Origin of the sequence: Bradyrhizobium frederickii (genome assembly GCF_004570865.1) — a bacterium.
Taxonomy (GTDB): Bacteria; Pseudomonadota; Alphaproteobacteria; order Rhizobiales; family Xanthobacteraceae; genus Bradyrhizobium; species Bradyrhizobium frederickii.
The window spans coordinates 1-25,731 of the sequence record NZ_SPQS01000043.1; the positions used below are offsets into that span (position 1 = coordinate 1).

General features: G+C 59.8%; 19 protein-coding genes and 5 pseudogenes. 18 read left to right on the plus strand and 6 right to left on the minus strand.

Annotation, left to right across the window (positions count from 1 at the left end; all coding sequences use genetic code 11):
* The 3 genes from E4K64_RS36870 to E4K64_RS36880 form a co-directional block, all read left to right on the plus strand.
* On the plus strand, window positions 1–222 hold a 222-nt coding region (locus E4K64_RS36870), incomplete at its 5' end, for a transposase domain-containing protein (protein ID WP_135167513.1).
* Between the two features lie 90 nt (window positions 223–312).
* The gene (locus E4K64_RS36875; RefSeq protein ID WP_126261382.1) at window positions 313–525 is read left to right on the plus strand and encodes a hypothetical protein; all 213 of its coding nucleotides are present in this window, start codon (window positions 313–315) and stop codon (window positions 523–525) included.
* 292 nt (window positions 526–817) lie between these two features.
* Entirely contained in the window at window positions 818–1,108 is a 291-nt protein-coding gene (locus E4K64_RS36880) for a hypothetical protein (RefSeq protein WP_126261381.1), read from the plus strand.
* Here E4K64_RS36880 and E4K64_RS36885 read toward each other — a convergent pair whose 3' ends face one another.
* A complete protein-coding gene (locus E4K64_RS36885; RefSeq protein ID WP_135167514.1) occupies window positions 1,109–1,705 on the minus strand; it encodes a hypothetical protein in 597 nt (198 codons plus the stop codon).
* A gap of 572 nt (window positions 1,706–2,277) precedes the next feature.
* Between E4K64_RS36885 and E4K64_RS40785 the strand changes: the two genes are divergently transcribed.
* The 5 genes from E4K64_RS40785 to E4K64_RS36910 all read left to right on the plus strand — a co-directional run bounded on the left by E4K64_RS40785 (window position 2,278) and on the right by E4K64_RS36910 (window position 9,500).
* Window positions 2,278–2,535, plus strand: coding sequence for a hypothetical protein (locus E4K64_RS40785; protein WP_164719051.1), 258 nt, complete (start codon window positions 2,278–2,280; stop codon window positions 2,533–2,535).
* A gap of 129 nt (window positions 2,536–2,664) precedes the next feature.
* Window positions 2,665–4,194 (plus strand): Wadjet anti-phage system protein JetA family protein, encoded by a 1,530-nt coding sequence (locus E4K64_RS36895; protein ID WP_126261380.1) that lies wholly within the window; start codon window positions 2,665–2,667, stop codon window positions 4,192–4,194.
* Window positions 4,184–4,822 (plus strand): DUF4194 domain-containing protein, encoded by a 639-nt coding sequence (locus E4K64_RS36900; protein WP_126261379.1) that lies wholly within the window; start codon window positions 4,184–4,186, stop codon window positions 4,820–4,822. Before E4K64_RS36895 ends, E4K64_RS36900 begins: the two co-directional genes overlap by 11 nt.
* Entirely contained in the window at window positions 4,819–8,253 is a 3,435-nt protein-coding gene (locus E4K64_RS36905; RefSeq protein ID WP_135167515.1) for an SbcC/MukB-like Walker B domain-containing protein, read from the plus strand. Before E4K64_RS36900 ends, E4K64_RS36905 begins: the two co-directional genes overlap by 4 nt.
* A 2-nt stretch (window positions 8,254–8,255) precedes the next feature.
* Window positions 8,256–9,500: a Wadjet anti-phage system protein JetD domain-containing protein gene (locus E4K64_RS36910; protein WP_126261377.1), complete on the plus strand. Its 1,245-nt coding sequence runs from the start codon at window positions 8,256–8,258 to the stop codon at window positions 9,498–9,500.
* Between the two features lie 16 nt (window positions 9,501–9,516).
* Here E4K64_RS36910 and E4K64_RS40790 read toward each other — a convergent pair whose 3' ends face one another.
* Window positions 9,517–9,663, minus strand: a complete 147-nt coding sequence (locus tag E4K64_RS40790) for a hypothetical protein (protein WP_167772435.1) — start codon at window positions 9,661–9,663, stop codon at window positions 9,517–9,519.
* 96 nt (window positions 9,664–9,759) lie between these two features.
* On the opposite strand from E4K64_RS40790, the gene E4K64_RS36915 reads away from it, so the two are divergent.
* The 5 genes from E4K64_RS36915 to E4K64_RS36940 all read left to right on the plus strand — a co-directional run bounded on the left by E4K64_RS36915 (window position 9,760) and on the right by E4K64_RS36940 (window position 16,718).
* Window positions 9,760–9,981 (plus strand): hypothetical protein, encoded by a 222-nt coding sequence (locus E4K64_RS36915; protein WP_126261376.1) that lies wholly within the window; start codon window positions 9,760–9,762, stop codon window positions 9,979–9,981.
* 1,396 nt (window positions 9,982–11,377) lie between these two features.
* The gene (locus E4K64_RS36920; protein WP_126261375.1) at window positions 11,378–11,671 is read left to right on the plus strand and encodes a hypothetical protein; all 294 of its coding nucleotides are present in this window, start codon (window positions 11,378–11,380) and stop codon (window positions 11,669–11,671) included.
* A 1,732-nt stretch (window positions 11,672–13,403) separates the two neighbouring features.
* Complete coding sequence (locus E4K64_RS36930) at window positions 13,404–13,634, plus strand: hypothetical protein (RefSeq protein WP_126261374.1); 231 nt, start codon at window positions 13,404–13,406, stop codon at window positions 13,632–13,634.
* Window positions 13,635–14,320: 686 nt separating this feature from the next.
* Window positions 14,321–15,460: a glycoside hydrolase family 28 protein gene (locus E4K64_RS36935; protein ID WP_235884918.1), complete on the plus strand. Its 1,140-nt coding sequence runs from the start codon at window positions 14,321–14,323 to the stop codon at window positions 15,458–15,460.
* A gap of 253 nt (window positions 15,461–15,713) precedes the next feature.
* The gene (locus tag E4K64_RS36940) at window positions 15,714–16,718 is read left to right on the plus strand and encodes a pectinesterase family protein (RefSeq protein WP_126261372.1); all 1,005 of its coding nucleotides are present in this window, start codon (window positions 15,714–15,716) and stop codon (window positions 16,716–16,718) included.
* An 827-nt stretch (window positions 16,719–17,545) separates the two neighbouring features.
* On the opposite strand, the gene E4K64_RS36945 is transcribed toward E4K64_RS36940, so the two are convergent.
* Window positions 17,546–18,163 carry a J domain-containing protein gene (locus E4K64_RS36945; RefSeq protein WP_126261371.1) on the minus strand — a complete coding sequence of 206 codons (618 nt, stop codon included), beginning with the start codon at window positions 18,161–18,163 and terminating at the stop codon, window positions 17,546–17,548.
* Window positions 18,164–20,217: 2,054 nt separating this feature from the next.
* On the opposite strand from E4K64_RS36945, the gene E4K64_RS36950 reads away from it, so the two are divergent.
* The 3 genes and pseudogenes from E4K64_RS36950 to E4K64_RS36960 form a co-directional block, all read left to right on the plus strand.
* Entirely contained in the window at window positions 20,218–20,586 is a 369-nt protein-coding gene (locus tag E4K64_RS36950) for a hypothetical protein (RefSeq protein ID WP_126261370.1), read from the plus strand.
* Window positions 20,587–21,185: 599 nt separating this feature from the next.
* The gene (locus E4K64_RS41690) at window positions 21,186–21,431 is read left to right on the plus strand and encodes a HAMP domain-containing protein (RefSeq protein ID WP_126261369.1); all 246 of its coding nucleotides are present in this window, start codon (window positions 21,186–21,188) and stop codon (window positions 21,429–21,431) included.
* A pseudogene (locus E4K64_RS36960) lies at window positions 21,413–21,862 on the plus strand (NEL-type E3 ubiquitin ligase domain-containing protein); the annotation flags it as partial. The gene E4K64_RS41690 and the pseudogene E4K64_RS36960, both read left to right, overlap by 19 nt.
* 211 nt (window positions 21,863–22,073) lie before the next feature.
* Here E4K64_RS36960 and E4K64_RS40925 read toward each other — a convergent pair.
* A pseudogene (locus E4K64_RS40925) lies at window positions 22,074–22,330 on the minus strand (IS110 family transposase); the annotation flags it as partial.
* Window positions 22,331–22,472: 142 nt separating this feature from the next.
* Here E4K64_RS40925 and E4K64_RS40795 point away from each other — a divergent pair.
* A pseudogene (locus E4K64_RS40795) lies at window positions 22,473–24,013 on the plus strand (ISL3 family transposase).
* 50 nt (window positions 24,014–24,063) lie between these two features.
* Here E4K64_RS40795 and E4K64_RS36980 read toward each other — a convergent pair.
* Together E4K64_RS36980 and E4K64_RS36985 are read right to left on the minus strand one after the other, a co-directional pair.
* A pseudogene (locus tag E4K64_RS36980) lies at window positions 24,064–24,935 on the minus strand (Mu transposase domain-containing protein); the annotation flags it as partial.
* A gap of 186 nt (window positions 24,936–25,121) precedes the next feature.
* Window positions 25,122–25,463: pseudogene (locus E4K64_RS36985) on the minus strand (carbohydrate porin); the annotation flags it as partial.
* A 63-nt stretch (window positions 25,464–25,526) separates the two neighbouring features.
* On the opposite strand from E4K64_RS36985, the gene E4K64_RS36990 reads away from it, so the two are divergent.
* Window positions 25,527–25,731 (plus strand): transposase (locus E4K64_RS36990; RefSeq protein ID WP_135165941.1); only part of this gene is annotated, 205 nt, incomplete at its 3' end.

Sequence of the window (25,731 nt, forward strand, 5' to 3'; positions counted from 1 at the left end):
AACTGGACCTTCGCTGGCAGCCAGCGTGGCGCGGACCGTGCCGCCATCATGCTGACGATGATCACAACCTGCCGCCTCAACGACGTTGATCCTAAGGCCTGGCTCGCCGATGTCCTCGCCCGTATCGCCGATCTCCCTAGCTCGCGCCTGCACGAACTGCTGCCTTGGGAATGGAAGCTCCTGCGCCAAACCGACAAGCCCGCCAGTCAGCAGGCCGCTTGACCTTCACCCAACCGATCATAGAGCTCGCTCTGCCCGCGCGCATGCGTCAATCTGGCGGTCTTCATCGTATGCGTACAGATCACCCGCAACATGGCGCAGAAGATCGGCGAGCAGAAGCAGGCTGACCAGCTCGGACGCAACCACTGGGAGCGCTTCGCCATCGACTGCAAACTCTCTCCAACGCAGACGATCCGGCGCGTCTCCGAGATTGCTCAGGCCGTGACGCACCATGCAATGGCGGCAAAAGCCGAGATCGAAGCCTTGCCTGCCGGCGGCGATCCCATCCTGGAAACGGTGGTCTAAGCGGTGATTTCGCGCGCGCGCGGCTACCTAGAGCGCCTGAAGCAAGCGGATCCAGCGCCGGAAGGCGCAGCAGCCCCATCGCCCTAGCACCGAGCCTGCCTGCCTCACCGCCTGAAACATGGCTGCACATCGTGCTCAAGGCTCATGGCACGCGAGGGCTGGGGTACTGGCCGAAATGGGCCACTCGGGATTTCAAAGTAGGCCACTGAAATTACACACCGTAGTTATACTGACTCCAACTACCATTGCGCGAACCTATCTCTGGACTCCACCAGAATGGAGGTAGGGGAATATGTCCCGAGTTACCGAAGCTGAAGTTGCCGAAGCGGCCATCAAAGTTCTTACCGATCGAGCTACAGGTCGTGCGACCATTAGAGAGTTGATTGAAGAAATTCCGAATTATCTAACGCTTTCAGCCGAAGACCTAGCGCCATCCCCGACCCGGCCAGGCGAGGCGTTATGGGAGCAGCAGGTGCGCAACATCGCCTCGCATAAAGCGTCGCCCGGAAACGCCATCTACGAAGGCAAGCTTGTCGCCATCCCCGGCGGCTTGGCGCTGCCGGGGTGCGAGGTTGCAGCCTAGTTAGGAGAACTTCGCCTTATAACCGGGTTTGAACCATTTCAGTTCGGTTCTGCCCGGCGCTTCTTTATCCCAAACAAACCATGCATAAGCCGTCGTTCCGCTGCCCTTGGGCTCCACGCCGCTAGGATAGAAAGTAATACGTTCACTGAAAACCCAGACCCGAGCGGGTGGTATCTTTGCGAAGATCGTATTAGCGCGGTTCGCGCCCTCTAAGAAGGCAAGCCGCAACAGCAGTGCGAACTTGCGGTTCGAATGCTTGACGCCGCTAGCGACAAAGCCCTCAGCGCAGTTGTAAGGCGGATTGGTTACGATGTTGTCGGCTGACCATTTCGGCTCAAGAAAGTCAAAGCCGATCTCGCCATAGCCGCGATCGTATAAATCAGAACTGCGAACGGGCTGCCCGGTCTGCTCTAGCACCCGGGACATCGTCCCATCACCACACGCGCTTTCCCAAATCTCGCCGGTGAATTTTTCATTGTCGATCAGAGCAAACGTTGCCCACGGTGGGGTGGGGAAAAAATCAGGCCCGCTGAGATCAGCGACCCTTTTCATTGTCGGCTTAAAGCCGCCGTTCAAATTGTAAGTTGGGTCTGCCATCCGAATCTCCTTGGATGGCAGAGTATCAGAATCATTGATTCAGCAAGGGTTTTTAATGAGTAATTATGACTGACCCCGCCTCCCTTCCTGAATTACCGTGAACTTCCGGCGACGATCTGGCGGCGTCTGAGTGGGCAGTGCAGGCGCCACGGAGAGTGCGGCGTCAAACAAGCTGAGCAACTCTCCACGCCTTGTCAGCCACGCCTAGCGCATTAGCTGGCGTCGTGCGCAAGGCCTCATGGACGCGGCACAGATTGTAGTGCGCGACGTACAGCGCGACCGCACGCAACGTGTTTGTCCAGCTTCTTGCTAAAGCCGTTGGTGAGGCGGGTGAACCAGCGCGAAGCCATGCGCAGCGAAAGGTTCTGACGCTCAACATAGCTGGCTGAAACGTACTGATCGGCATCGCCAGATACTACGTCACGGCTTACCGCTACTTCGGCGGCGGGCGAGAGCGGCCCTGCGCTCCTTCACCAGATGCATTACCGAGTAGGTCTTTACGATCACGCCATGAGAGGGGTTCGGGCCGAAGGCATTGCGGATCGCTCCGCCGTAGGGATGGAAGCCGTCCGTTGAAATCTCAGCCGGCCGATGACGCGGCTGCCGACGTCATGCAGGAAGTCCATGGTGCTTTCGGCGTTACGTTCGCCTTTGACCTTGATGTCGTGGCGCAGCACGTTCTTTTGCTTCTTGTCGAGGCGCTGCGGAACGCGATCGACGAGCCCTTGAGGACGAACCTGGAGACCAAGACGCCCGATCTCGCACTGGTGATGGCGAGAGCTAAAGCTCGACAACAGCTCTTTGCCAAGCTATACACGAACATACAGTGAACATATCCTTCCAGTTGCAGCAGAATTGCGATACATCTCGACTGGGGTATCTCCCAAGGCAGATTCTGAGTGTCGGGACGGCAAGCTGCATCCCTTTTTGGATGATGCCGATTCAAGGAGTGATAGCGATTGTCCTTGTTCCGCCATTTGCATGACGACGCGTTTTTGGCCTTCTCGCGCGATCACAAGCACCTGTACGCGGCCTGTCTGCTCGACCTCCACGAACGCTTCTTTTCAGGCGCGCCGTCCTTTCCGACCCCCCAGCAGGTCGTCCATGCCATCTATGACGTCATGCGCGCTAATCCCGGCCTCTGGAATGAAGGCGATGATTTCGGCAGCCTGCCAGAAATGATCTCCGCGGGACGCCGCCGGATCCGGAAGGCCGACGTCGCGCTCGCTTCCGAGAAGGGCGACAAGGCGCTCGGTCTTGCCCGACAATTGTACGCCCGGCTGCTCGCCTGGGGGTGGCTTGAAGAGGAGGAATACGGGCTTCGCGTTACCGTTGACATGGCTATGGGACCGCTGCTCGTGATCCAGCGGCTCGCGAGCCTCAACAAGGATCTCTCGCAGCGATTCGGCGGCTTGATCGTGCAAATCCGCCTCAACCTGGAGGCCGTCGAAAAACTGAGGCCCGAGATCACCGACCGCAAGCAGCGCGAAGCCGCGCTCGCCGTCCGCGAGGCGCGCAATCAGGCCGACCAGTTCACGAAGAGCCTGCGGGCCATTCTGGCCGACCTGAAGCGGATCCGGCGGACGGTCATGGAGTCGAAAACAGTAGCTACCCGGCTGGAAGCCTTTTTCGAGGAGTTTGTCGACCAGCTCCTGCTGAAGGATTTCGAGTCCATCCTCACCGTCAACCATCCGTACCGCTTTCGCGACGCTATCGTCGATCTCGCGCGGAGGATCTCCTACACCCCGGAAACCATGCAGGTCCTCGCCGAGGAGTACACAGCTTCCAGCATGGCAGCCGATATCGAGGACGGTCGAATGGCCGCGGCCGACGACCTGCTGGCCATCGAAAGCATCTTTGAACAGATCGGGGAGATGTTCGATAGGATCGAGGCCTTCCGCAGGCAGCTCGAAGCCCGGGTCCGCAACACCATTAAGTACGCCGAGCGGGGCGGGCAGGGACTCGTCAGCCGCGCCGGCGACCTGGTGCGGCGCCTGGACGCCCTAATGCGGGACGGCAGACACCACAAGGCGACTATCGAATGGAGCATCGAGCCGCTGCGGTCCCCCTGGTCCGAGCACCATCAGGCGCCGGCCAGGCAGCCCCGCCGTCCCGTCGAAGCAAGGGAGCTCGCCGAGCCGCCATCGGACCCGCTGTACGAACTGCGGAAGAAACTCCGCCTCGAGTACATCGCTCGCATCGCGCCCCGCCCCGAGGATGTCAGACGATTCCTCGAAGGCCAGGTGCCGCCATTCGCGACCAGGGAAGCCCGCTTCATGGAAATCGATACCGTGGACGACTTTCTCGCCTTCGATTGCGCCCGCCGATATGCGTTGACGGGCGAAGTTCCGGCGCAGGTCGCGGCCGGGTTCGATCTGGAGCCGCGCCCAGACACGCCGCCCCACGACAGCGAATGGCTTCGATGTGCGAACTTCGTGGTCAGGCGAGCCGGCGACTTCCGGAAAGCGGAGGCAGCCCGTGCTCAGTGAGTTCGAAAACGTCGAGCGCTCCTTCGGCGCGGAAAAGGCAGCCGACCTCCGCAAAGCGCTGCACTTCCTGCTACGGCGGCAGTTCGTGTTCGCGGGAGATCCCCGCACTGGGACAGTCTACAACACGATCATGGACGGCCGCTTCCGCGACCTGATCGACGGCTTCTTCGATAGTTGCGGATATCGCGTCCATCGCGATCCGGAAGCGCAGTGGGCCGGCATCGTCGCCATGGACGAGGACGTGCCGCTGCCTCGAATGAAGCTCGACGAAACCATTGTTGTGTTGGTGCTGGCGGCACACTGGCAACAAGAGGTGAACGTCGGAGCGGTCGAGGACCGGGCCGTCGTAGTGGCCACTTTGAACGATCTGTTCGATCGCTACCGCGAGATGGCGCAGCACGGCGGCGGAGGCGCGATCTCGCCCGCCCGCTTCCGGGACATCCTGCGCGAGGCCGCCCAACGCAGTTTGGTCGAGATCGGTGATTTTGACGACGAGCAGCAGGACTGCGAGATCAGGATCCGCCCGATGGTCAAGCTGATCAGTGGCGGCGATGCCCTCCAACGGCTTGAGCGCTACGTCCGTAGCGAGGAGGCGCGGTTTCCGCAGCCCGCAGGAGACGAGGCATGATGGAGCTACGCCACCTGACGATGGTGAACTGGCACCTGTTCGACGTCGCCGACATCGACGTGACAGGACACGTCGGGGTCCTGGGCGAGAACCGGTCCGGCAAATCGACAATACTCGACATGGCACAGGTCGTTCTCACCGGCGCGAGCCGGCGGTTCCTGCGCCTGAACGCCGTCGCCGGCGACAGCGGAAAATCGCGCAGCGGCTCGAAGCGCAGCGTCGTCGATTACTGCCTTGGGACGCTCGGCGAAGACCAGCGCCGGCGTGACGAGGCGCGCACCTACGTGGCGCTAGGGTTCGAAGACAAGGAAGGCGATCGACCGCCGGTCACGATCGGCATGGCGCTTGAGGCGCGCAAGTCCGACAGCAGGGAAACCGTGCTGGCACTGTTCGTCGCCGTCGGGACCGTTCTGCGCTCCAAGGACTTCATCGAGCAGCGAGGAAAGTCGCAATTCCCGGCCCAGTGGGAGGACGTGCGCGCCCGGATCGTCGCTGCGGTCGGCGAAGGCAACTTCGTCAATCATCGCGACCGGGCGAGCGACTACGTCCGCGAATACATGCGCCATCTTCTGCCGCATTCGCCCTATGGCGAGCAGAACGCCAGCGCCCTGCAGAAATCGATCGTCAACGCGATGACGCTCGACCACAACCAGACGGCCACACAGTTCGTGCGGAACTACATCCTCGAGGACAGTCCGATCGGCATCAAGGAGCTGCGCGAGTCGATCCAGACATACCGCAATATCAGCGAAACCATCAGAAAGATGCGCCTCAGGCTCGAAGCCCTGAGGGCGCTTCGCGTCGTCCTCGGCACCCTTGAAGAAGCGCTCGAGACCAAGTTCAGGGAGGAGTGGATCGCAAAACGCGCGACTTGGCTCGCGGCGCGCGCGACAAACCTGGACTTCAAGACCAAGCGGCGTACCGAGATGGCGCGCCGGGACGCGGCAGCAAAAGAACTCGAATTCATCGACGACGACGTCAAGGCCATCGATAACGAGATCGAACGCCTTACGGCCGCGATCGCCGAGCACGATGCCAAGAGCGGCAGAAAGTCCCTGCAGCAGACCGCCGATGTTGCCGGGCAGGCGGCGCACCGCGCCTCCGCGGACTTCAAGGCTCGTATGGAGAACATCCGTCGCCTGGAGCCGCTCCGCGCGATGTGCGCGGACGGTTTCGAGGACTTCGTTCCTGCGCTTGAGAGCCTTCTGACCGCCACCGCCGGGGTCGACATCGGGCATGTCTCCGACGAGCTCTCCGCGGCCGAGAAGTCCTTCGCGGCAAGCGGCGCGAAATGGCTGCCGAAGATCGACGAAGCGCGTCAAAGGATCATCGCGGAGCTTTCCGGCCTCCGAGGCCGCCGTGACGAGGTGCTCGAACGGATCCGACAGCACACCGCCGGAGGGGCCAGGGCCTATCTCGGCCACGACACTGAACTCCTCTGCCGCATTCTGCGGCAGAGCGGAATGGCCCCGCGCGTGCTCTGCGACATCATCGAGGTCGCCGAACCCGAATGGGTAGGAGCCGCCGAGGCGCTCCTCGGCCGCGACCGGGAAGCCGTGTTCGTGGACAGAGCGGATATCAGCGCTGCCACGTCAATCTTCAAGGAAGGTCGCCGCGAGTTTCGCCATGCATCGCTCGTGAGCCTAAACAAGCTCGAGCAGTTCAGGGCCAAGCCGGAGCGCGGTACTTTCCCCTCGATCTTCCGGAGCCAGGATCCGGACGCGATGGCCTTCATCATGCGCCGCTACGGCACAGTCCGCCTCGCGGACACGCTCGATCAGTTCAACAGGCCCGGCCGGGCTATCATGAAGGACGGCCTCTACGACGACGGCCTCGTAAGGACCCATCGCTGGATCGAAGCCTCGCAGCACAAGATTGGAAAGGCGGCCCAGGCGAACGCCCTGCGCTCCCTGCAGGATCAGGCCGAGGAACTGGATCTGCTCCACACTGAAAAGAGCAAGGAGGCCCAGGCGGCAGAGCAGGCCTTTGCCGCTCTGAAGAACATCTGCGAGGGACGTGACGATCTGAAGGCCTGCGCCGCTGCCTTCGCGGCCGCGCAGACCGAGATCGCCGAAGCCCAGGCGAGGCTCGAAGCGCTGGACGGGGCGGGCGACGGCGGACTTCGCGAGAAAAAACGAGCGCAGCAGAAGCTGAAGGAGAAGAGGCTCGACGAGCGAAAGATCCAGCAGAAGGCGTTCGGCGAGCATGACGGTGAGGTCAGATCGGCAGAAAGGAGGCTCGGAGAGGGCGAAAACGTACCCGGCTCCGAGCTTAACCTGCGGGTCGCCCGGTCGATCTATCGCAAGACCTTCCCGCTCTACTCCGCCGCGAAGGGCAGGATCGTGTACCGCGAGCGCCTCAATGCCGCGGCCCAGAAGGGCTTCGCGGAGAAACACCGCGCCATCGCCGACAGAGCGCTGAAGGATGCGGACGCCTCGGACGCCGAACGCCTCCGCATCGAGCGACGGGTCCGCGAGCTCCTTTACGATTACTTCGACCAGTTCGGGATGAGCTCGCAAGTCGGCGCGGAGAGCGAGCCGTTGCGGGAGGTGAAGCCCTGGATGGAACAGCTCATCTCGGACATCGAATCCAACGAGCTGCGCCAGTACGAACGGCAGGCGCGGGAAGCGGCGGAAAAGGCCTCCACCCTGCTGCGCGGCGAGTTCATCAACGCGCTCACGGCCCGGATCGGCAAGATGGAGCGGGAGCTGCAATCGTTAAACCGTAGCCTCTACGCACATCCCTTCCACAACGAGCGTTATTCATTCCACCGCACTCAGATGGTGGAATTCCAGCCCATCCTGAAGATCATCGAGATCGCCAAAACCTCTCCGGAGGCCCTCGATATGCTGTTCCGGGGCGACGTGCCCGATGACTTCCCGCACAAGGATACGATCCTTGCGCTCGAGGCATTGCTCGAAGATCCCGATAAGGACTTCACCCAGTTCGAGGACTACCGCAACTTTTACACTTTCGAGATTCACATGGAGGATGTCGCTACGGGCCGTTCAACCCGCTGGGAGCAGCGGCGCGGCACCGGATCCGGCGCCGAACAGCAGGTGCCCATCTACGTCGCCATCGGCGCTTCGCTGGCCGCCGTCTACGGCAGCGCGGAGCGTCGTGTCGGCAAGCCCGCCGGCTTCGCCTTGGCCATGTTCGACGAGGCCTTCTCCAAGATGGACGGCAAGAACCAGCGGCAGATGATGAGCTTTTACAAAAACCTCGGCCTGCAGTTCGTGATCGCGGCGCCGTTCGAGAAGCGGGTCGCCGTGCTCGAGCACATGGACACAATCGTGGAGGTGGACCGCATCGGCGAACAGTCCAGGGCCACAGTGGTGGAACTTAAAGAGAAGGCCAAGCGCGAACTGATGGCCATCGATCCCGACCTGATGTCCGAAGACGAGCTCGCCACCCGTCTGGCCGCTGAGTAGTCATGGCGCGACGTTTCACAGACGCGATCGGCCTGCTGAACGACCTGCTCGATCGCTTCGAGGCCGGGGCCACAAGCCCAATCGCCCACCCCGACTATGCCGCTTTCTCGTCGGTCGTCGCGGCGGACGCTTTTCTGAACCAGATCAGGAAAGCCGAAAGTGCCGGCGCGGTGTCCATTGGCTGGGGGCGCGGCGCGAAGCGGGACCAAGTGGCGCACGTGCGGTTGGCCTCGGCGGAGATCTTATACCCATACCTTGACCGCACGCCGGCGTCACGCATCGCGGAGGACGCCGCCGCGCGGCTTATAGCCGGAGTGGCGCTGCACGAGTACCTGAAGAACAGTGGCTCTCAAATCGCAGAGGTGTGGGCGCGGGGTAAGACATGGCACGGATTCGGTTCGTCAGACGTCGACACGCTGCGCCACGCATTCGTTCTCGCCCAGGCGATCCTGGATAATAAGCATCTGGACGTCGACTACAAAACTTTCTCGCGACGTACGGTGGGGCACAGCAAGATACTCGAGCGCATCGAGGGTGCCGTGGTCCGGCTTTTGAGCGGCATAATGGACTTTCCGCCTGGCGCCCGCCCGCGCGAGGCACTGCGAGCGATCGGACTGGAGCGCTTCGCCCCGCCGCTTCTGATCGCGGGCAAGATCGACCTCGATGGAGCCGACCTGTCCGGTATCTCTCCGCATTATCTCGGGATCAGTCCCAAGGAAGCAGATCGCGTCCGCTTCCGGGAGCCGCCGGCCTACATTCTGACAATCGAAAACTTCGCAAGCTTCAACCGGCACATCGCCGAGGCGGATCCCGGTCGATTAGGAACGACCATGTATGTCGGCGGATACCCCTCGCTTGCCACCCAGCAGGCGCTGCGGACGATCGCAAGATTGGTATCCGAAGAAACGCCGATCTTTCATTGGTCGGACATCGATCCGGACGGCACTTGGATCTTCCGCACCATCGAACGCGCGGTCGATCGACCGATCGGTCCTCACCTCATGAGCGTCGAAATTGCCGAGCGCTTGGGACAAGTGCCGTTCAAAAAATCGGCACCCGCTCGATGTCCGCCGGACTCCGGTATCGCGGCTCTGGCAGCGTACATGGCGGAAGATGGAGCCAAGACGCTCGAGCAGGAAGAACTCGATCCAGTCCTGCCAGAGCTTCATGAGAAAATGCGCGCGGATCAACGCGCTGTGGATCCCGATGAGCTTCCCAGGTCGACGATCTCCGTCGGCCTTTGTTGAACAACGTCTGCGTTCCTCAGAGCGAAGGCCATGAGTAGGGCGGCTCCTGCCTCGTGGCGTTGGCGTTGGTAGCCGATTGGCCGACGAACAGCTTGGCGATTTCAAGCCGAGTGCCGACCACCGCAATCGTGGCAATCGCCGCGATCAGGATTCCGAGCAGCATGGCGGTAGCACCTGCTCGCCCAAGGCGGACAGATCGCTGCGGCCGAGTGCGTGTCCGTCAGGTACGCTCACCGCCATCCCGATGCAGAATGGAGTCATGAACAGAACCGTTGCGACCTGCAAGGGAATCACATGGCCTGCAACGGCAGTGGTGCTGATTACCACCCATCAGAAGCGCCGTCGCAGAAAAGGGCCCGATTCCGTTAAAATGGCAATCGAAACCGGCGTCCCGATCACGATGAGCTGCGGCATCAACGGCCAATCGAACCGCACAGATATCGGAGCTCCTGGTAGTCGCGAAACAGGCGACGTTGTGTGACGAACCAAAGCCCGCAAGGGAAGTCGCACTGTTCACGAGGCTGGTCGCGAGGGCGGCTCCGAACAAGTCGAGTTGCGGCAAGCCGAATTGGCGGGTGATCAACAGATAGGCCAGCAGTGCGTTGGTCGGATGGTGGCGAGCGTGATCAACAAGGCTGCCTTGGGCAGTTGACTGCTGGCATGAAACTACGGATCGCCAGGAACCACAATGCCGGCAAGATGCCCCAGGCCGGCCTGAACAGATATTGTTGAGCTAGCCGCGCGTTGGTTGGTTCGTCCCCGAGCACAATCACAATTTGCTCGCCCTGCTGCGGCAAAACCATGATCGGCGGCCGGTAGCCCCATGCGCACCGATCGCCGTACCAGAGCTCCGTCCACCGCCTCACATGCTTGGGCCGCGAGCGGACCCACCGCCGAGATCGCACCGGCTGCGAAGGTCAAGCCAATCGACAAGATTATGTCGGCAAGGGCTGCTGCCGCTGCGCCTAAGTGCCGATATGGCCGATCCAGGCCAGATCCGTCGCCATCATCGCGATCTGTCCGACCTGCGTGAAGGATCGGGGTGGCGAGTGTTGCAGTTGCGGCGAGTTCGCCGGTGAGTTGACGGCGAGCTACCCATTTCCCCAACGACGAGGCCGCGATGCGAGCTTCTTTCTGCTGTCTTCCTCATGAACACGCTGCCCCGGATTGCGCGCTCAGCTAACCCTTTGCCCTCGCTGACACGATCTTATCGCTGCGCTCGCGTTCGCATCATCGCGCCACGGCCAGCAATAGCATGTTCTCACACAACAACGCACCGCTCAAAATGGTGAGAGCATTCTGGCCGACGTCCGCAAAATCTTCTCTCAATATCGACCGATGCCATAGTGAGCGCTGCTATGGCTGTCGTGGTTACGGCTTTGGCTGTCTCGTTCAAGACGTCGTTTGTTTCAATCGCGACAATAGTGCCGCCTGCAACTACGTGCTGCGGGAAAACCGACATCGTTTCTTCATAAAAACACTCAACCGGAATTGGCATGCCGGTTGCCTCAAGATGTGACGAAACCAATTGCGACTATGATGCTCGTTCACCATCCGGCCGAGGTATTCAGATGAACTTGCCCGCTTGATCGATAGCAGAGGTCTCCTGATGCGCTTTTCAAACCGTGCACCTACGTCACGAACTCTGCCATCTTCGTATCGCGCGCTCCGGTTTGCCGGGCCGAATCCGATCATGTTGTAAAGGGCTGGGGACGAATGGCGGTCCTCAACAAGATGGTGCACACCGCTGCAAATGCGTTATACCCCAGGGCGATTGTTTGCTTCACTTTTGGCCGGTGGCTCAGCGCCGGGCATCTGCGAGATACCGAGCCTGTGTTCGTGAAGCTAAGCGGCGGCCTTAAATCGGTGCTTTGCAGATGGTCAATGAGCTGATGCAGCACGATTGGGATCCTGAGAAAATACTCAGGCAACGGGACGAGCTCAAGGTCAAGCTGCTTCGCGCCCAATCGGTTGTCGAGGAATGTAAGGCCGGATTGGCGGATCTGGAGCGGAGGCTTGAGCGTCGAGCAGTCTCATCGCCGATCGATGAACGCCAGCGCAACTCTGTGGCAACGAATTCAATACGTCACGCGCGATCGCAAGAATCCCGCAGCGTCGACGATGCTGTTGATGCCGGTGTGGCGTTTTCGAGTCGATCATGGGATTGCTGAAAGATGCTGCCGCGCACGTTAGCGGCGAAGCTTTCGTTGCGGAGTTGGTGAAGATCTCGAGACGCATGGGGGGGCGAACCCGGCGGGCGAATCGGACAACTGGGTGCGGCCCTGTCGATAGGGCTCGGCTTTTTGGTTGAGCGCGGTGCGTTGGCCAGGGGATGCGCGCAGGGTAGCACCACATACTGGACGTATCGCCGCGTCTTTGGCTAGAGCGTCTTGTTTCGGGGGCTGCTCACATAGATGTTCTGTTTTTCACAGAGTGCTGTCGCGCTGTTACGGACCTCGCGGTTGCGAGACTGTCGCTGTCTTGCTCAAAACATCGATTGTTTCAGGCGCAACAAATAGGGCGCCAGTAACGAGATGGCGCGGGAACGCCTACGTCGTGTTCTCTATAGAAATGCTCGAGTGCATTGGCACGCCAGTTGCTATCTTTGACGACACCACTTTCACCACGATGCTGATGCAGCACCCGACCCGAGTATTGAGATCAACCGTGCCGACTTCATCAAGGCCGGTCTCCTGATGCATTACCCAAACCGCCAGCTAGCATCGCGAACGCGCGGTTATGTTCGGATCGCGTTTTGCATTGGCAGCCAGAACCCGGGTCCTGCAACGGACTCGCGACGAATGGCTTTCTCATCAATATGATACCCACGAAGGTTGGACGTTATGCTTTGGGACGATCGTTTGCATCAGTTTTAAGCCGTGACTCAAGCGTTGGAAGCGGCGAGGTGCCGAGCGGAAGTCTGGGAGCTAAGCGCCGGCTTTGCATTGGCGTTTGCAGATGGTCGTGAGCTGATGCAGGACGATTGGGATCCAGAGAAAATAGTCAGGCAAATGGACGAGCTCAGAGTCAAGCTGCTTTGTGCCCGATCAGTTATCGCCGAATGTAAGGCAGGATTGGCGGAGTTGGAGCGGAGGCTGGAGCGTCGAGCAATTTCACCGTCGATTGATGAACGCAACCGCGACCTTGCGGCAACCAATCCAATGTGTAGAGCGCGATCGCCGGAATCGCGAAACGTCGATGATGCCATTGACAAGGAGGGTCCCGTGGCGTTTTTCAGTCGATTATGGGACCGTTGAAAGCCACGCACGTTTACCCTGGCAGGTTTCGCCACCAACAAACTGAGACGCATCGCTTTACGGTCCGAACGGGCGAAGTGGAGGCCATGCGATGCGCTGGGCGTTTTGGTGATTGTGGTGCGTTGGCCGGCGTATGGGTGCGGAGTAACACCACATGAGGGAGGTAAGCTGCGTTTTTGACCCGAGCTTCCTATCTCGGCTGCTGCTCACGCACATGTCCTAGATGAATGTTAAGAGCTCTCTACATTTGTTCAGGGCCGGTCCGGTCGGTTTGTCCGTCTTCCAGGCGTCCAAAATGCCGGTAGACCTTTCTGGTCGCGCGTCATCGTGACGCTCCGCTATAGCCTCCGCGCAAGGTATGCGACGGCCTTTGCCGTCGTGATTGCGGATACATCGCCTGATCCGCAATTGCATGGATGGTGACGAGAACTGGCTGACTATGTCCCGCACATTGTGGTTCGGCGGAAGTCGACAAACAGCAGTCACTTAGTCCGTGAGGCATTCAGGCAGAGCATTCCCGGTGCGAATGTAAGTCAGGTGCTGGCCGGAACCTCGTCAGCTTCTCGAAAGCTTTTCCGTATACCGACTAATCAAACTGCTCTTGGACGATTGGTTGTTGTGGACTCGCACAATTTCGACATATCCAATGCTCTCGGTACAGGATGCCGTTTTAGACGATCAGCAGCCGAACCTGCCTGAACAAGACGCCTTTGAGCAACAATTGGACGCAGCGCGCGTGGCCGTTCCCACCGGCCTTGCCCAACTCTTCGGCCGCAAACCGCCGAAGAATGTGTCTCGCGCGGATCATGATTACATTCTCGCGATGGTGAAGGCGGGCAGTGCTCGCCGGAAATTAAAGCCGGCGACAGCTCGATGATGATGGCGCCGAGGCGTCTACCACGGCAGTGATCCCGAACTTGTGCGAATGCGCTAGCCCCTAGCGCTCGTTTCTTGTTGCCTTTCGGCGAGCCGATGTCGAGTCCATCGCTTGCTGAGCGAGCAACACACGGTACGGCCTTCGTAGCCGAACGGTAGCTGCCTGTCGAGGACTGCAGGCGCTCCTATCTGTGCTTGTGGCTAGGAATCGGCCGAACGCAGATGCAAGGGATCGCGCGAGTAATGACGCAGTACATATGCAAAAAGCTGAATCACGGCTGATGCCGCGCTTGATGGATGTGAGCAGGCTGACCGTTGACGAAGCGGTTAGACCATGAGCCATCCGACAACGCCACGTTCTTCCGTAAATGCAAGATGCAACTGCGCGGGTGCCCGGTCCGGCCGATGTTGCGTCTTATAAATGTCATCTTGCGCGGGCCAGTGGCGCGCGCGGCGGCTCGCTTGAGCCTGCGCTCCCTAACAGACAGCAACGCGCAGAGATGCGCGTGACAAAGCAAGAAGAGGTCGATGACAAAGCGTTTTCGTAACTGGGCCATATTGTCCCTACTCACCTCCATGCTTGGCGTCCCCGCCGCGAACGCGCAAGACCGCCGGGTTATCAGTGAACCTGTTGCACCTCATACAGTGTGCGACCGTCCCGTGCCGTCTGGGAAACAAGATACGGCCATGTTGCAAGATGCCATCGATCAATGCCCTTCCGGAGCCGCCGTGTATTTAGGAAGTGGCGAGTACCGGTCGGGCCCACTCGAGATGAAGTCAGGCGTGACCTTATGGGTCGGACGTGGTGCGAAGCTGATCGCCATCCCAGAACCTGCTGCTTACGACAAGGGTCTCGGACAATGTGGGCGCATTGCGGAGAAGGGCGATGGTTGCCGGCCATTCATCAGCTTCTCTAAGACGCGTGGCGGCGGCATCTACGGAGAGGGCATCATCGATGGTCAGGGCGGCGCATTGATTGCCGGCAGTGCTGAAACATGGTGGCAGCTAGCCCGGCGCGCTCAAGCCGAGGGCGGCAACCAGAACGCCCCGCGCTTGATCCAGATCGATCATGCGCAGGGCATCACGTTCTCTGGTGTCACCTTGCGCAACGCTCCTAATTTTCATGTCGCAATGAACCGGGGCGAAGGTGCCACGTTTTGGGGCCTTACAATCGATTCGCCGGCGGATGCCCGCAACACTGATGGCATCGACCTTGGCGCGAGTCAGGACGTGACCATCACCCACAGCCTAATCCGTACGGGGGACGACAACGTCGCGATCAAGGCCGGCGGCAATGGCCCAAGCAGCCATATCTCGATCATTGATAATTATTTTGGCTGGGGGCATGGGATGTCGATCGGCAGTGAGGTGAATTCCGGTGCCAGAGACATATTGGTGCGTAATCTGACGTTGGATGGAACGACGTCGGGTCTGCGCATCAAGAGCGACGTTAGTCGAGGCGGTCTGGTCGAAGGTGTGACTTATGAGTACGTGTGCCTGCGGGGCAACCGGTGGCCGGTGTCTTTCGACGCGAAGTATGATCCGCACGCTCAAGGCACTAAGATTCCGGTCTATCGGCAAATCGTTCTCCGTCATGTGCATGGTGACACTGGTGTGTTGCTGATGCGTGGCCTAGACGAGGGGCATGCACTTGACGTGACACTCGAAGACGTCCGATTTTCCAAGACCGCGACTTGGCAAGTTGAGCATGCGAAAGTCACCGCAGATCACTCCGACGTATCGCCGCCGCTGCCGCGGCGAGCTGCCGGACCGCTGCTGCGCGGGTCGGAGGTATGTTCCAGCGCATTCCGCGACGGCAAACGGTAAGCACGACATCAACCGCCGAGTTCGGGTGACGAGTTCTGCATGTGGTCCAAAACTACCGGTTGTTGATGAAAGTGAGCCTCATGCCGCGACTTCGTTGCGATTGTCCGACGGCTTGCAAGCCTCGGAATGCGAAGGTGACGTGCAGGGTCTGATTTGGAGTGAAAATGTGTTGGCTGGCGCGGCGGCTGTCGCGCTGAGATAAGCCCTATCAACTGCGTCGAAGATGCTGCTAACTCAACGAATGCAAGATCACATGAGGGTTGTCGTTCGCCGCGCTGTACTTCTGGCCGGATGTTTCTGCATCCCGTCGGCGTACGCCAAGCCACTGTTGGTGTCGCATGCCGAAAATGCGGACTATCACTCCGTGCAGCAAGCCATCGATGCATTACCGCCGGAAGGCGGAGATGTCCGGATCGCGCCGGGTATCTATCGTGAGAAGGTCAAAATCTCCAGATCGGGCGTTCATCTCTCAGGGACTGGTAGCAATCCGGAGGATACCGTCATTGTTTACGGCGACGGCGCCATCAATGTAGGAGGAACCGTCCGCTCGGCGACGTTGAGTGCCGCTGGCGATGACTTCCGGCTCGAGAATCTGACTATACAGAACGACTACGCCCTCAATCCGGCCAATCCATCCTCGCAAGCGGTTGCACTGTCTCTTACCGGAGACAAGGACGTCGTTGCGCGTGTCCGCCTGCTCGGGGCCCAGGACACGCTGTTTGCTGGCAAGGGTCCGAACGGCACAATGTCACGCCAATACTTCTCGAACTGCTACATCGAAGGGCATGTCGATTTCGTGTTTGGCAACGCTAAGGCCTGGTTCCGGCGATGCGAGTTGCACGGCATCGCCAATCAAGCGGTCATCTTTACCGCACAGAGCAAGGCTGCTCCCGATGAGGACAGCGGCTATGTTTTTGATCATTGCAGCCTAAGTGCCGACCCTGCCGCGCGCGACATCGCGCTTGGGCGCCCTTGGCGGCCTTACGCCACAGTGGTTTTTCTGTCGACAAAGATAGATGCGCAGGTCGTTGCGGAAGGCTGGCGAGAATGGGCTCCCGGCAAGACCAATTCCTTGAGCACGAGCTATTATGCCGAATATAGATCCTTCGGGGCAGGGGCTAACCCCTCAGGCCGCGAACCTCACTCCCATCAACTGACCGATAGCGAAGCCTCGAGATGGTCGTTGAGAGTGTTCTTCGGCGGTGCCACAGATTGGCTGCCAACGGAACGAGATCGAGCTAACACAAAGCGGAACTGACGGTGAGGAAACGACGATGCTCCTGGGATTAAATGACGGAGGAGAGCAGATAGACGGCGGCGCGGGCTGTCACGCTTCACCGACATCGTTGGGCTCCGTCGTCGGGGACAATTTGTGGGAAATCGAAACCCATCAAGCAGCTACTCACGACAGGGGAAGCCCCCCTCTAGCACCGTGCGATAGCCGTGTGCTTGATCAACGCGATGCACGTTGAAAGCGCTCAAGTTCACGATGCCTACCTTGCCTCGCGGCGATCGGCAGAGCCCTCGAGATAGGTGAGTAGCTCTGGCGCCGTAGCCCGGAGCTACGTCAGAACCCGGCCCTCAACCCTGCGATCGATCGGGCTCTCGTGATCGATCGTTGATCCGGCACCACCGCGCAAATAGGTCTGGACGGAGCGCCTCTGCGCAGTAACCCTTTCCAGACAGCCAACGCGTGTCCACGGAAAGGTTTGTACTTTCGTGTTGCCGCTCGAACAACGAGGGATCGATCGTGCGCAAGTCCTGCTGAAGCGTCGAAAATCGAACCGCGCCCAGTAGCGACTCAGCCGTCAGGACTGGACAGAACCGTTTGGCATTTCCACAAACTGACCGCTGGCCCGAGGCGGCCGCCATTTGCGCACGGTTCTTGCCGCATCCTTTATCCGGCCCTTTTTCCCGATCGCTGCGCGCAACGAAACGAACCGCTCATCATGGTCGATTGTTCGCCATGCTCGGCCGATAGCGTTAGCCAGGGAAGCCAAACTGCCAGCGTAGCCAGAGCAAGGCGCTGGGTGGTTCCGTACTCCACTTCCGAAGCGCCGTTTGCGGCCCACTGAGATGTTCGGGCTAGCGCTCGCGCACCACGGTCTTCAGGTACTGGTAGGCCTTGATGATCTCGACCAGGCGATCCTCCCTGGAGCGGTCGCCGCCATTGGCATCGGGATGGTGCTGCTTGACCAGCGCCTTGTATTTCGCCTTGATCTCGCCGAGCGTCGCATCGGCATTCAGGCCCATCAGCTGCAACGCTTTGCCTTGGGCATTGAAAATCGTGCGCGCCTCGAGCTTGGCCTTCGCGCGCGGGCGGGCACCGGCGCGTCCGTTCAGCTCGGCGAGCGTGCAGAGGGCATGCCAGTCGTCCTCGAAATTGGCAGTGCTGTTTTTGTCTGCGCTGATGCTCTCGCCCATCCTCCAAGTCGGACGATGGCCGGTCAGCGCGTCCCTCTCGTAGCGCGCGACCGCTTCCGCGTCCATTCCCGAGAAGAAATTGTAGGACTGATTGTATTGGCGAACATGCTCGATGCAGAAGCGCCAATAGGCGCGCGCATTGTCGCGGCCCTTGGGCGCGGGATGGGTAGCCTTGTTCTGGCAGCCAGGCCATTCGCATAGCGCCGCGGGCTGGCGCTCCTGCGCCTCCTGCTTATTGATGCGAATGGAGTCGAAGATTTCGGATGTGTCGATCAACATGACCTGGCTCCGTTGGCGCAGCGGCAGTTAACAGCGCCGCTTCTATGCTAGAGACTTGGTTTGGACGGCACGTCGGGTCTGACTCGGCCTTTGCATCCAGTCAGTCGCATGATGTAACAGGCACTTCCTAGCAATGGACATGCCAGGACGCGCGAGCTTGGTTCAGACCATCATCTCCTTGCGATCTCAGATCAGTTCAATCGCAATTTGCTGTCGGGTTCAGCACACGGTCGTCATTAATGTGACCGGTGCAAATACTCTCAAAGATCCAGCTAAGGGCAATGCGGAAATCTGCGCAACGAGGAACGCGAGCGGCGTCTTCTCATTCTTGTTTAGAAGCTCGGAAAGTCTTCCGTCTTCGTAGCGAAACAGAAGCGAAATGTCGCGATCTGAAGGCAATTCGACCCCGCTCGTTCACGGATCAATGCAAGTACAGCGCCCGTCCGCCGCTGACAAAGTCCCCCTGCTCACCAGCCTACCCAGCAAAATCTCGAACGATTCGTACTGTTGGAGCGGGTGGATGCTGGCACTGGCACGGCTGCCGGGATTGTAGGAGGTGCTTGTCTAGGCGCTGGTCCACGTCCCGGACGCAGCTCTAAATGGTTATGTCGAGGTAATTCGTTTTCCGGGCCGTGCCGGTGTAGCCGGATCCTATGAAAGACCAGCTTATCGCCAATTGCCTCAGAGCATCGTGTGCCGAAGCGTCACCCAGCGTGGCGATGTCGACTTTGCGCCACCGTTTTCGAGCCCGGGCGCTTTTGGCGGTTTGGCGACGACGGGACATGCACCGTGAATCAGAAATTGTATCTCGAATATGCCGTTGGTGGGTACTGGAATGCATGACCCAAACAAGCGAGACGAAATAATCGTGTCGATCAGTCAGCGAATATCCGTCCTGAATGATCGGGCAGAAGAGCATTTCAGACATCGTGCATGAGTAAAACCCGCCTGTTATCGGAGTTGCAGCCCTATGCGCATTCGGCGCTGCCGGCCCGCGGTGGCGGCGATGGCTTTCGGCAGCGCAACTGTATTTGCCCGAAAAGTTGCAGAGCCTGGACCTCACGCTTTTGTAAGAAACAGCTCTACCAATCTAGAGAGCGACCGCGCTCAAGACGTGAAACTGCAATCGGGCGAGTCCGTCATTAGGTCGAAGCCCATGATCGGTTCAAACTCTCCTCCAGCCTGCGCACCTCCTCCGTGGCTTGACGGCGACAATCATCGTTGCCACCGCTAGCCCTGCCCAATAGAAGGTCACCTTGATCCCAGGGCGTCGCGTTCGCTTGTGGCACCGTCCGCCCGCATTCTATTTGCAGATCAGTATCTGCGGTGATCCGGCGGTCCAGAGGAGGAACACAATAGAGGATGGCGCAGCTACCGGCCTGCGAGGCGCTTTCGGCCAGCAACCCGTCAAAACAGCTGCTTTGCATCCGGAGAGACCGGTGCGCAGCGATCCCCGGGACCTTTCCGTCCGTTATGTACAAGTGCCCCATTGCCTACAGGTCAGCTTGCACCGGCTCATCATCGGAATGCCGAAACGCCCAGCTTCCCCGCAGTAAGAAGTCATATCGAGAGACATAGGGTTGGATGCCGCGCGGTATGCGGCGCGGGCGCCGACCATGAGGGGCAGCCGGGCCGTCGGATCTCGCTCAACTCACTGCCTTCGTCGACTGCCTGTCGGCAACGCAATAATTTTTTGCGCGGTCGTCGGTGGCTGGATTAACCGCTCGAACCCACGTGGTACATGCTCGGAGAGACTCTAATGCTTTTTGAGTGCATTTTGTCGCCGGCCACGAAGATTTTCTGCGCAGCTCAGGTGGCGGGCGCGGTAATTCAACGTTCGTGTTGCCAGTGGACCCTGCAAATTTAAAACGAAGTATGCGGTAGTCGTCGACGCGCGCAAAGCGGACGACCTGCATTTAAAGAAATTTGTTAACTTCGGCCGACATACAACCGGAGCGAACACGCAGCCGCTGCGCATGTAGTCGAGTTAGCCGCAGAACCATTCGCATGACTGCGACGCTCGTATTTTTGAGGCACTTTGGTCGAGGTTCAAAATGCTCAATGTCGTAAAGTTTCGTCGACCTGGTGCGCCCATGCGGCGCGCTGAGCCAATGCGAACGATGGCGATTGCTAAGCGTGAGGCGCCATTAGCGCCGTTCGCAATAGCATGTGATTCCGGTCGAGGTGCAAATCAGCGGCTCAAAGCCGCCCGCGCCAACGCCAAGCTCACGATCGCGAGTGCGATTGCCACGCTGAAGGAGAACCATCGTCAGATACGAGCGCTCATACACAAGATCGCCGATTCGTCAGCTGGGGCCAGGCTGGAAGCGGATCTCGATCTAATCGAGCGAGAGCTTGCTCTCGCCAAACGGAAATCTGCCACTTTAGAGCTGACGTTCCTCGTTTTCCGATGGGATCGCTGAAGTATATTCGAGGTAAGACGACCACCCTTTAGCAGAGAGGCACAACAAGCGTTCGCAAACATCAAAATCACCGGTCGATTGATGCTGGGTTTGGATCGCTTCTTCTGATGTCCGTTGCAAATTGTCGGTTACTCGATCCGTAACTCCCGGAGCGCGAACGGATTGTTGCCGACTGTGGTTCGCCAAAAAGACCACGTAGCCGAAGATGAGCGCATCGAAAAGCAAGTATTTGAAGCTCGGATGCATGTATGGATGGCCTTGACAACCGATGATCCGTCGCATTGGAAGGCCGCAGACACCTATAGGCGTACATTTGCGCGGCTTGAGGATCTCGCTGCCGACACCAAGGACTTCGGACGCCGGTGCGAGTGCTGGATCTCAAAAGAGCTATCGAGGACGATGAAACGAAGGCGCTCGGACTGAAGGAATTTAGAGGAAGAAATAGCGCGCTAGATACGCCCGCGGCGAAATCGGCCGTAAGTTCAGCACTCGCCGCCGGTGGTCGGGTTGACGAACTCTCAGAGCCGCTCGCAATTGATTGCGAGAAGGCTTCGAGAGCCACTGCGTGAAAGGCGGAAGATGACCTTGGATTGGGCGTGATGATAGCCTTGATCCTTGGCGCTCTTAGTTTGCTGCTGGGTTTCCTCCTCGCGGTGTTTACCTCGCGCAGCATTAGCAGCCCGATCCGGAATCTGACAGCATCGATGCTCGAGCCGGCCGAGGGCAATTTCGATGTTGTACTCCAAGGTCTTGGTCGCAAGGACGAAATTGGGGAAATCGCGAATGCCGTCGAGAGGTTCAAGGTGAGGTCGGCCGAGAAGGCGGAGGCGGAAACCCGATCGTAGACGACATCGAAGTCTACCTGGCCTATCAACATCGGCTGCGCGAGCCGCTGGAGCTCAGTCATGTCGCCCCTGACATGCGCTTCCTGGCGGTCTCTCACGTAAGCGAGGACGATGTAACGGAGGCGCTCGAGCTGGTTCGGCAGCGGGAAGCAAGCCAGTTCACCGACTACATGGCAATCCGCTGGCAACCCTGGGAGACGGTGCTGAGGCGCATCGCTCCGGACGAACATGCAGCGGTGCAAGACCGGCTGGTCGAGGCCATGGGCGAAGAGTTTCAAACCCGCTTGGATCAGCGCCTCGCCGAGTATGGTCTTCGAGGCGATCCGGATGCCGAGCGGGTGCTCGGAGCCCAAGTCCGAAACGAGATCGCTGGCGAGATCAAAGGCGAGGTCATGCAACGTGTGCTCGCCGAGCGTGGCCTCGAACTATGAGGCTCCCCAAACCGCCGCAGCGATATCTATTATTGCTCCGCGCCGGTACCTAAAGATCGATCGTGAAGGCTCGACCATCGCTGCCAAAGTGCTTTTGCGCCTTGGCAATGCGCTCCGGAAGATGAGGGTCTTTCGGTCTTGCCGAGTGACGAAAATTCCCGCCTGCCAGGCGAGGGCGTATCTACGTCCATCCGCCACGTCGGTCTTAGTGTCGTTTGACGTAAGGCTTTACGTAGGCGGGCGGCATCATGCGAACAACGTTGCCCAGTGCCGCGATCTCGCGCGCCCAGTGATGGGCACTCGCACAGGCCTCCATACCTACCAAGCAAGTTGGAGGTTCCGAAAGAAGGGCAGAACCTGCGATCGCCGCAATGTGCGACGAACCAAGACTTTCCCGTTTTCGGCGATGCCGTGAACTTGAAAGGTCGACTTGGCCAAATCCAAACCCACTGTGATAATCTTCTCCATGGAACGGTCCTTCCTTTGTGGCGCCTCTCTACGCGACCACGTTAGGCACTTTTGATGCCGGTTCGAAGGGGCCGTTCCACACCATCACTTTTGATGCAGTTTGCGGGATGTCTGGCGCTTTGATTGGAGGAGAATCAGCGCCATGCAGCAGGCACTCCACCGCTCCAGTTTGGTGCCGCTTGGATTTATTGTAGAGAGTGCGTGCTATGAGGTGATAAAGCCGTCATCACGGTCCGGACGTCCGGAAGCGTCGGCCTGTGTCCATCGTGCGGAACGGCTTCCCGACGTGTCCATAGCCGCTATCGAGCCGCGTTACCCATCTGCCGCGCTCGGGGCGGATCGTCCAGCTCCTGGTGATCGCCCGCCGCTCCCGCTGTGACGCCGTCCTATGCGGGCGCCAAATGCTTCGCCGAAGGCGTACTGGCGCCATCGGCGCGACGCACGGCAAGGCTGGACTCCATCGTCCATCACCTCGGCCTGGCGCTTGGCGGTCGACCGGCAGCAGGCTTTGCAAAGCGGCTGATGCTGCCGGTAAGCAAGGACACGCTTCTGCGGGTGGTTCGGCGCCAAAGCCGTCCCCCAACTGACCCGCTCAGGGTTATCGGCATTGATGACTGGGCCTGGCGGCGCAATCACCGATACGCCAGCATTGTCTGCAACCTGGAGAGGCGTCGGGTGGTCACCCTGCTGCCGGATCGTGAACCAACAACTGCACAAGCGTGGCTCGCTGCGCATCCCACGATCGCAATCGTCGCCCGTGATCGTGGTGGCGGATACGGCGAAGCCGCGGCCAAGGCCCTGCCGCATGCAGTACAGGTCGCCGATCGTTGGCATCTGATGGAGAACGCCAGTCGGGCTTTCCTCGAGGCCGTGCGCAAGTCGATGCGCCAGATCCGCACCGTGATCGGTGCGACCACGATCGACCCCAAGCTGCTCACAGCCGCCGAGCGTCTTCAGTATGAAGGCTATTTGCGCCGTGAGGAGACCAACGCGGCCATCCTGGCTCTGTCGAAGAACGGCATACCTATCAAGCAGATCGTGCGTCAGACCGGCCACAGCAGGAAGCTGGTGCGACAGGTGGTCCGCGACGAACGCCACGACGTCTTCCGAACCCGACAAAGTTCGTTGGATCTGCATTTACCATGGCTGGACGAGCAGTGGGCGTCCGGCTGCCGTAACGGGGCTGAACTTTGGCGGCGTTAAAGGGCGGGGCTTCCGCGGCTCGCTCCGAGTCGTCAGCGAGTGGGCAACCCGCAGACGACGGGCGGAAAGAACCGACACACAAAACCTTCAGAGGATTCCGTCGGCCAGAACGATCGCGCGCCTCATGATAATCGGGCGGGACTTGCTCACGAAAGCAGAGACCGTGACGATCGCGGCGATCGAAGCTGGCGTGCCAACCTTGGTCGAGGCACGCGAGATCATTGCCGAATTGCATCTGATGATCCGGCGCAAGACGGAGGCGGGTCTCATGACGTGGATAGAGCGCGCCCGCGCTAGTCTCGTCGCCTCGTTCGCCAGCGGCGTCGCAAGGGACAAGCAGCGGTCCGTGCAGCAATCACTTTGCCCTGGTCTAATGGCCAGACCGAAGGTCAGATCACGCGCCTCAAGCTCGTCAGACGTCAGATGTACGGCCGCGGCAAACTCGATCTGCTTCAAGCGAGACTAATCGGCGCTGAGTAATCGGAGCTGCACCAAGATTGCGTCAGAGCCCCAGTCGAACGCCGATTGACACCGCGGATGTTGGCATGCAGGATCGGCGCGTCGTCCGCGGAGCGGGACGCCGATCAAGATTGTTGGCGAGGATCGACTTGACCGAGCCGTAGGTGCGCGCGCCGATGTCGATCGCCCGCGCCGTCCAGCCGTTCGCGACCATAGGAGGCGGCAAGCCTGAGGATGCCGAGGCAGGCGCGGAAGCCTTGCTCGGGATGCGAGGGCTCGTCGAGAATGAGGTCGCACAACGCGCTGGTCGCCGGCCCGATCGCGGCGGCGTCCTGGCGGATGCGCGCGATGGTCCAGCCGGCGTAGCGCCGATGACTGGAGGCCATGTGCTCCGGCTCGGTGATGTGTTTGTGATTGCCGGTCATGCGCTGATGTGCGGCAATCCGCTCGCCCTTGTGGAAGATCTCGACGGTGCGGGCAGTGAACCGCACCTCGACCTCGGCACGCGCGAAGCGATTCGGGACGCTGTAGTATGCTTCTCAACCTCGACGTGGTAATCCAGGCTGACGCGGCGAATCCGCCACTCCGCGAGCACATACGGGCTTACGGGCAAGGGCTTGAGCGCCGGCCGGTCGATCTCCTCGAGGAGCCTGCGGCGCGTCACGCCGAGCCGCCGGATCGACCGCTCCTCGTTCAGCCGCGTAAGCAGCTCGCCAATCGCCGCATTGACCTCGGCAAGGCTGTAGAAGGTGCGATGGCGCAGGCGGCCGGGGAGCCAGCGCTCCACAACGAGGACGGCTTGCTCGACCTTGGCCTTGTCGCGCGGCTTGCGCGGCCGCGCCGGCAATATGGCAGCGCCGTAATGCGCCGCCATTTCCGCATAGGTTCGATTGATCTGCGGATCGTAGAGGCACGCCTTTATAACCGCGGCGTTCGGGACCAGTTTCTCCTGAACACTCCGCTTCACCTTGCTTGGGGTCCAACGACATCTTTTCTCTATAAGCTCTTACAGCTGGCGCACCCCTAGACGGTTCGTCTCGCGCAGATGCAGCCGGTCTCCTCAACAAGATCGCGAAGCTCAAGTCCCATGCGGCTCGAGAAGGTGGAACCAGAATGGCACTTGCGATGATCAGAAGAGTATCAACGTAGATACCAACAGATTGAGCGCGTGTTCAGTTTGGGGCGTGTGCGTGATGCTTGTGGGGTTATGAATGTATGATAATCCCACGCCTGCATAAATTCCCGGAGCAAGACGGGCGGTATATGTTCCGGTGATTGCCGTGGTATCACGATGCGCAAGCCGGCCTTTAGCCAAGGCAGCATCCACTGCAAATTTGCTCCAGCTCGTCTTGCTAGCAACGATTGCAATCATATCACTGGGCCGGCTGTCAAAAGGCCCTTTCGCATAAAGACGAAGCTCGCAATATTGGCTGATCCTGTTGAGGTCTGAGCTGGTCCCGCAAATCTGAACAGCGCGATAAGTGGAGTTTCTGCCTGACGGCGGGCAAGATTGACCCGCGAATCAGGAGAGACGATGAGCAGACGAGCACGGCGGAACCACACTCCGGCTTTCAAGGCGAAGGTGGCACTTGCCGCCGTCAAGGGTGACCGCACGCTGGCGCAACTGGCGGAGCAGTTCGACGTTCACCCCAATCAGATCACATCGTGGAAGGCCCAGCTCGAAGGCAGCGCTGCCGATGTTTTCGGTCCGGGCGGCGGGAGTCGGATCGCCGAACCCA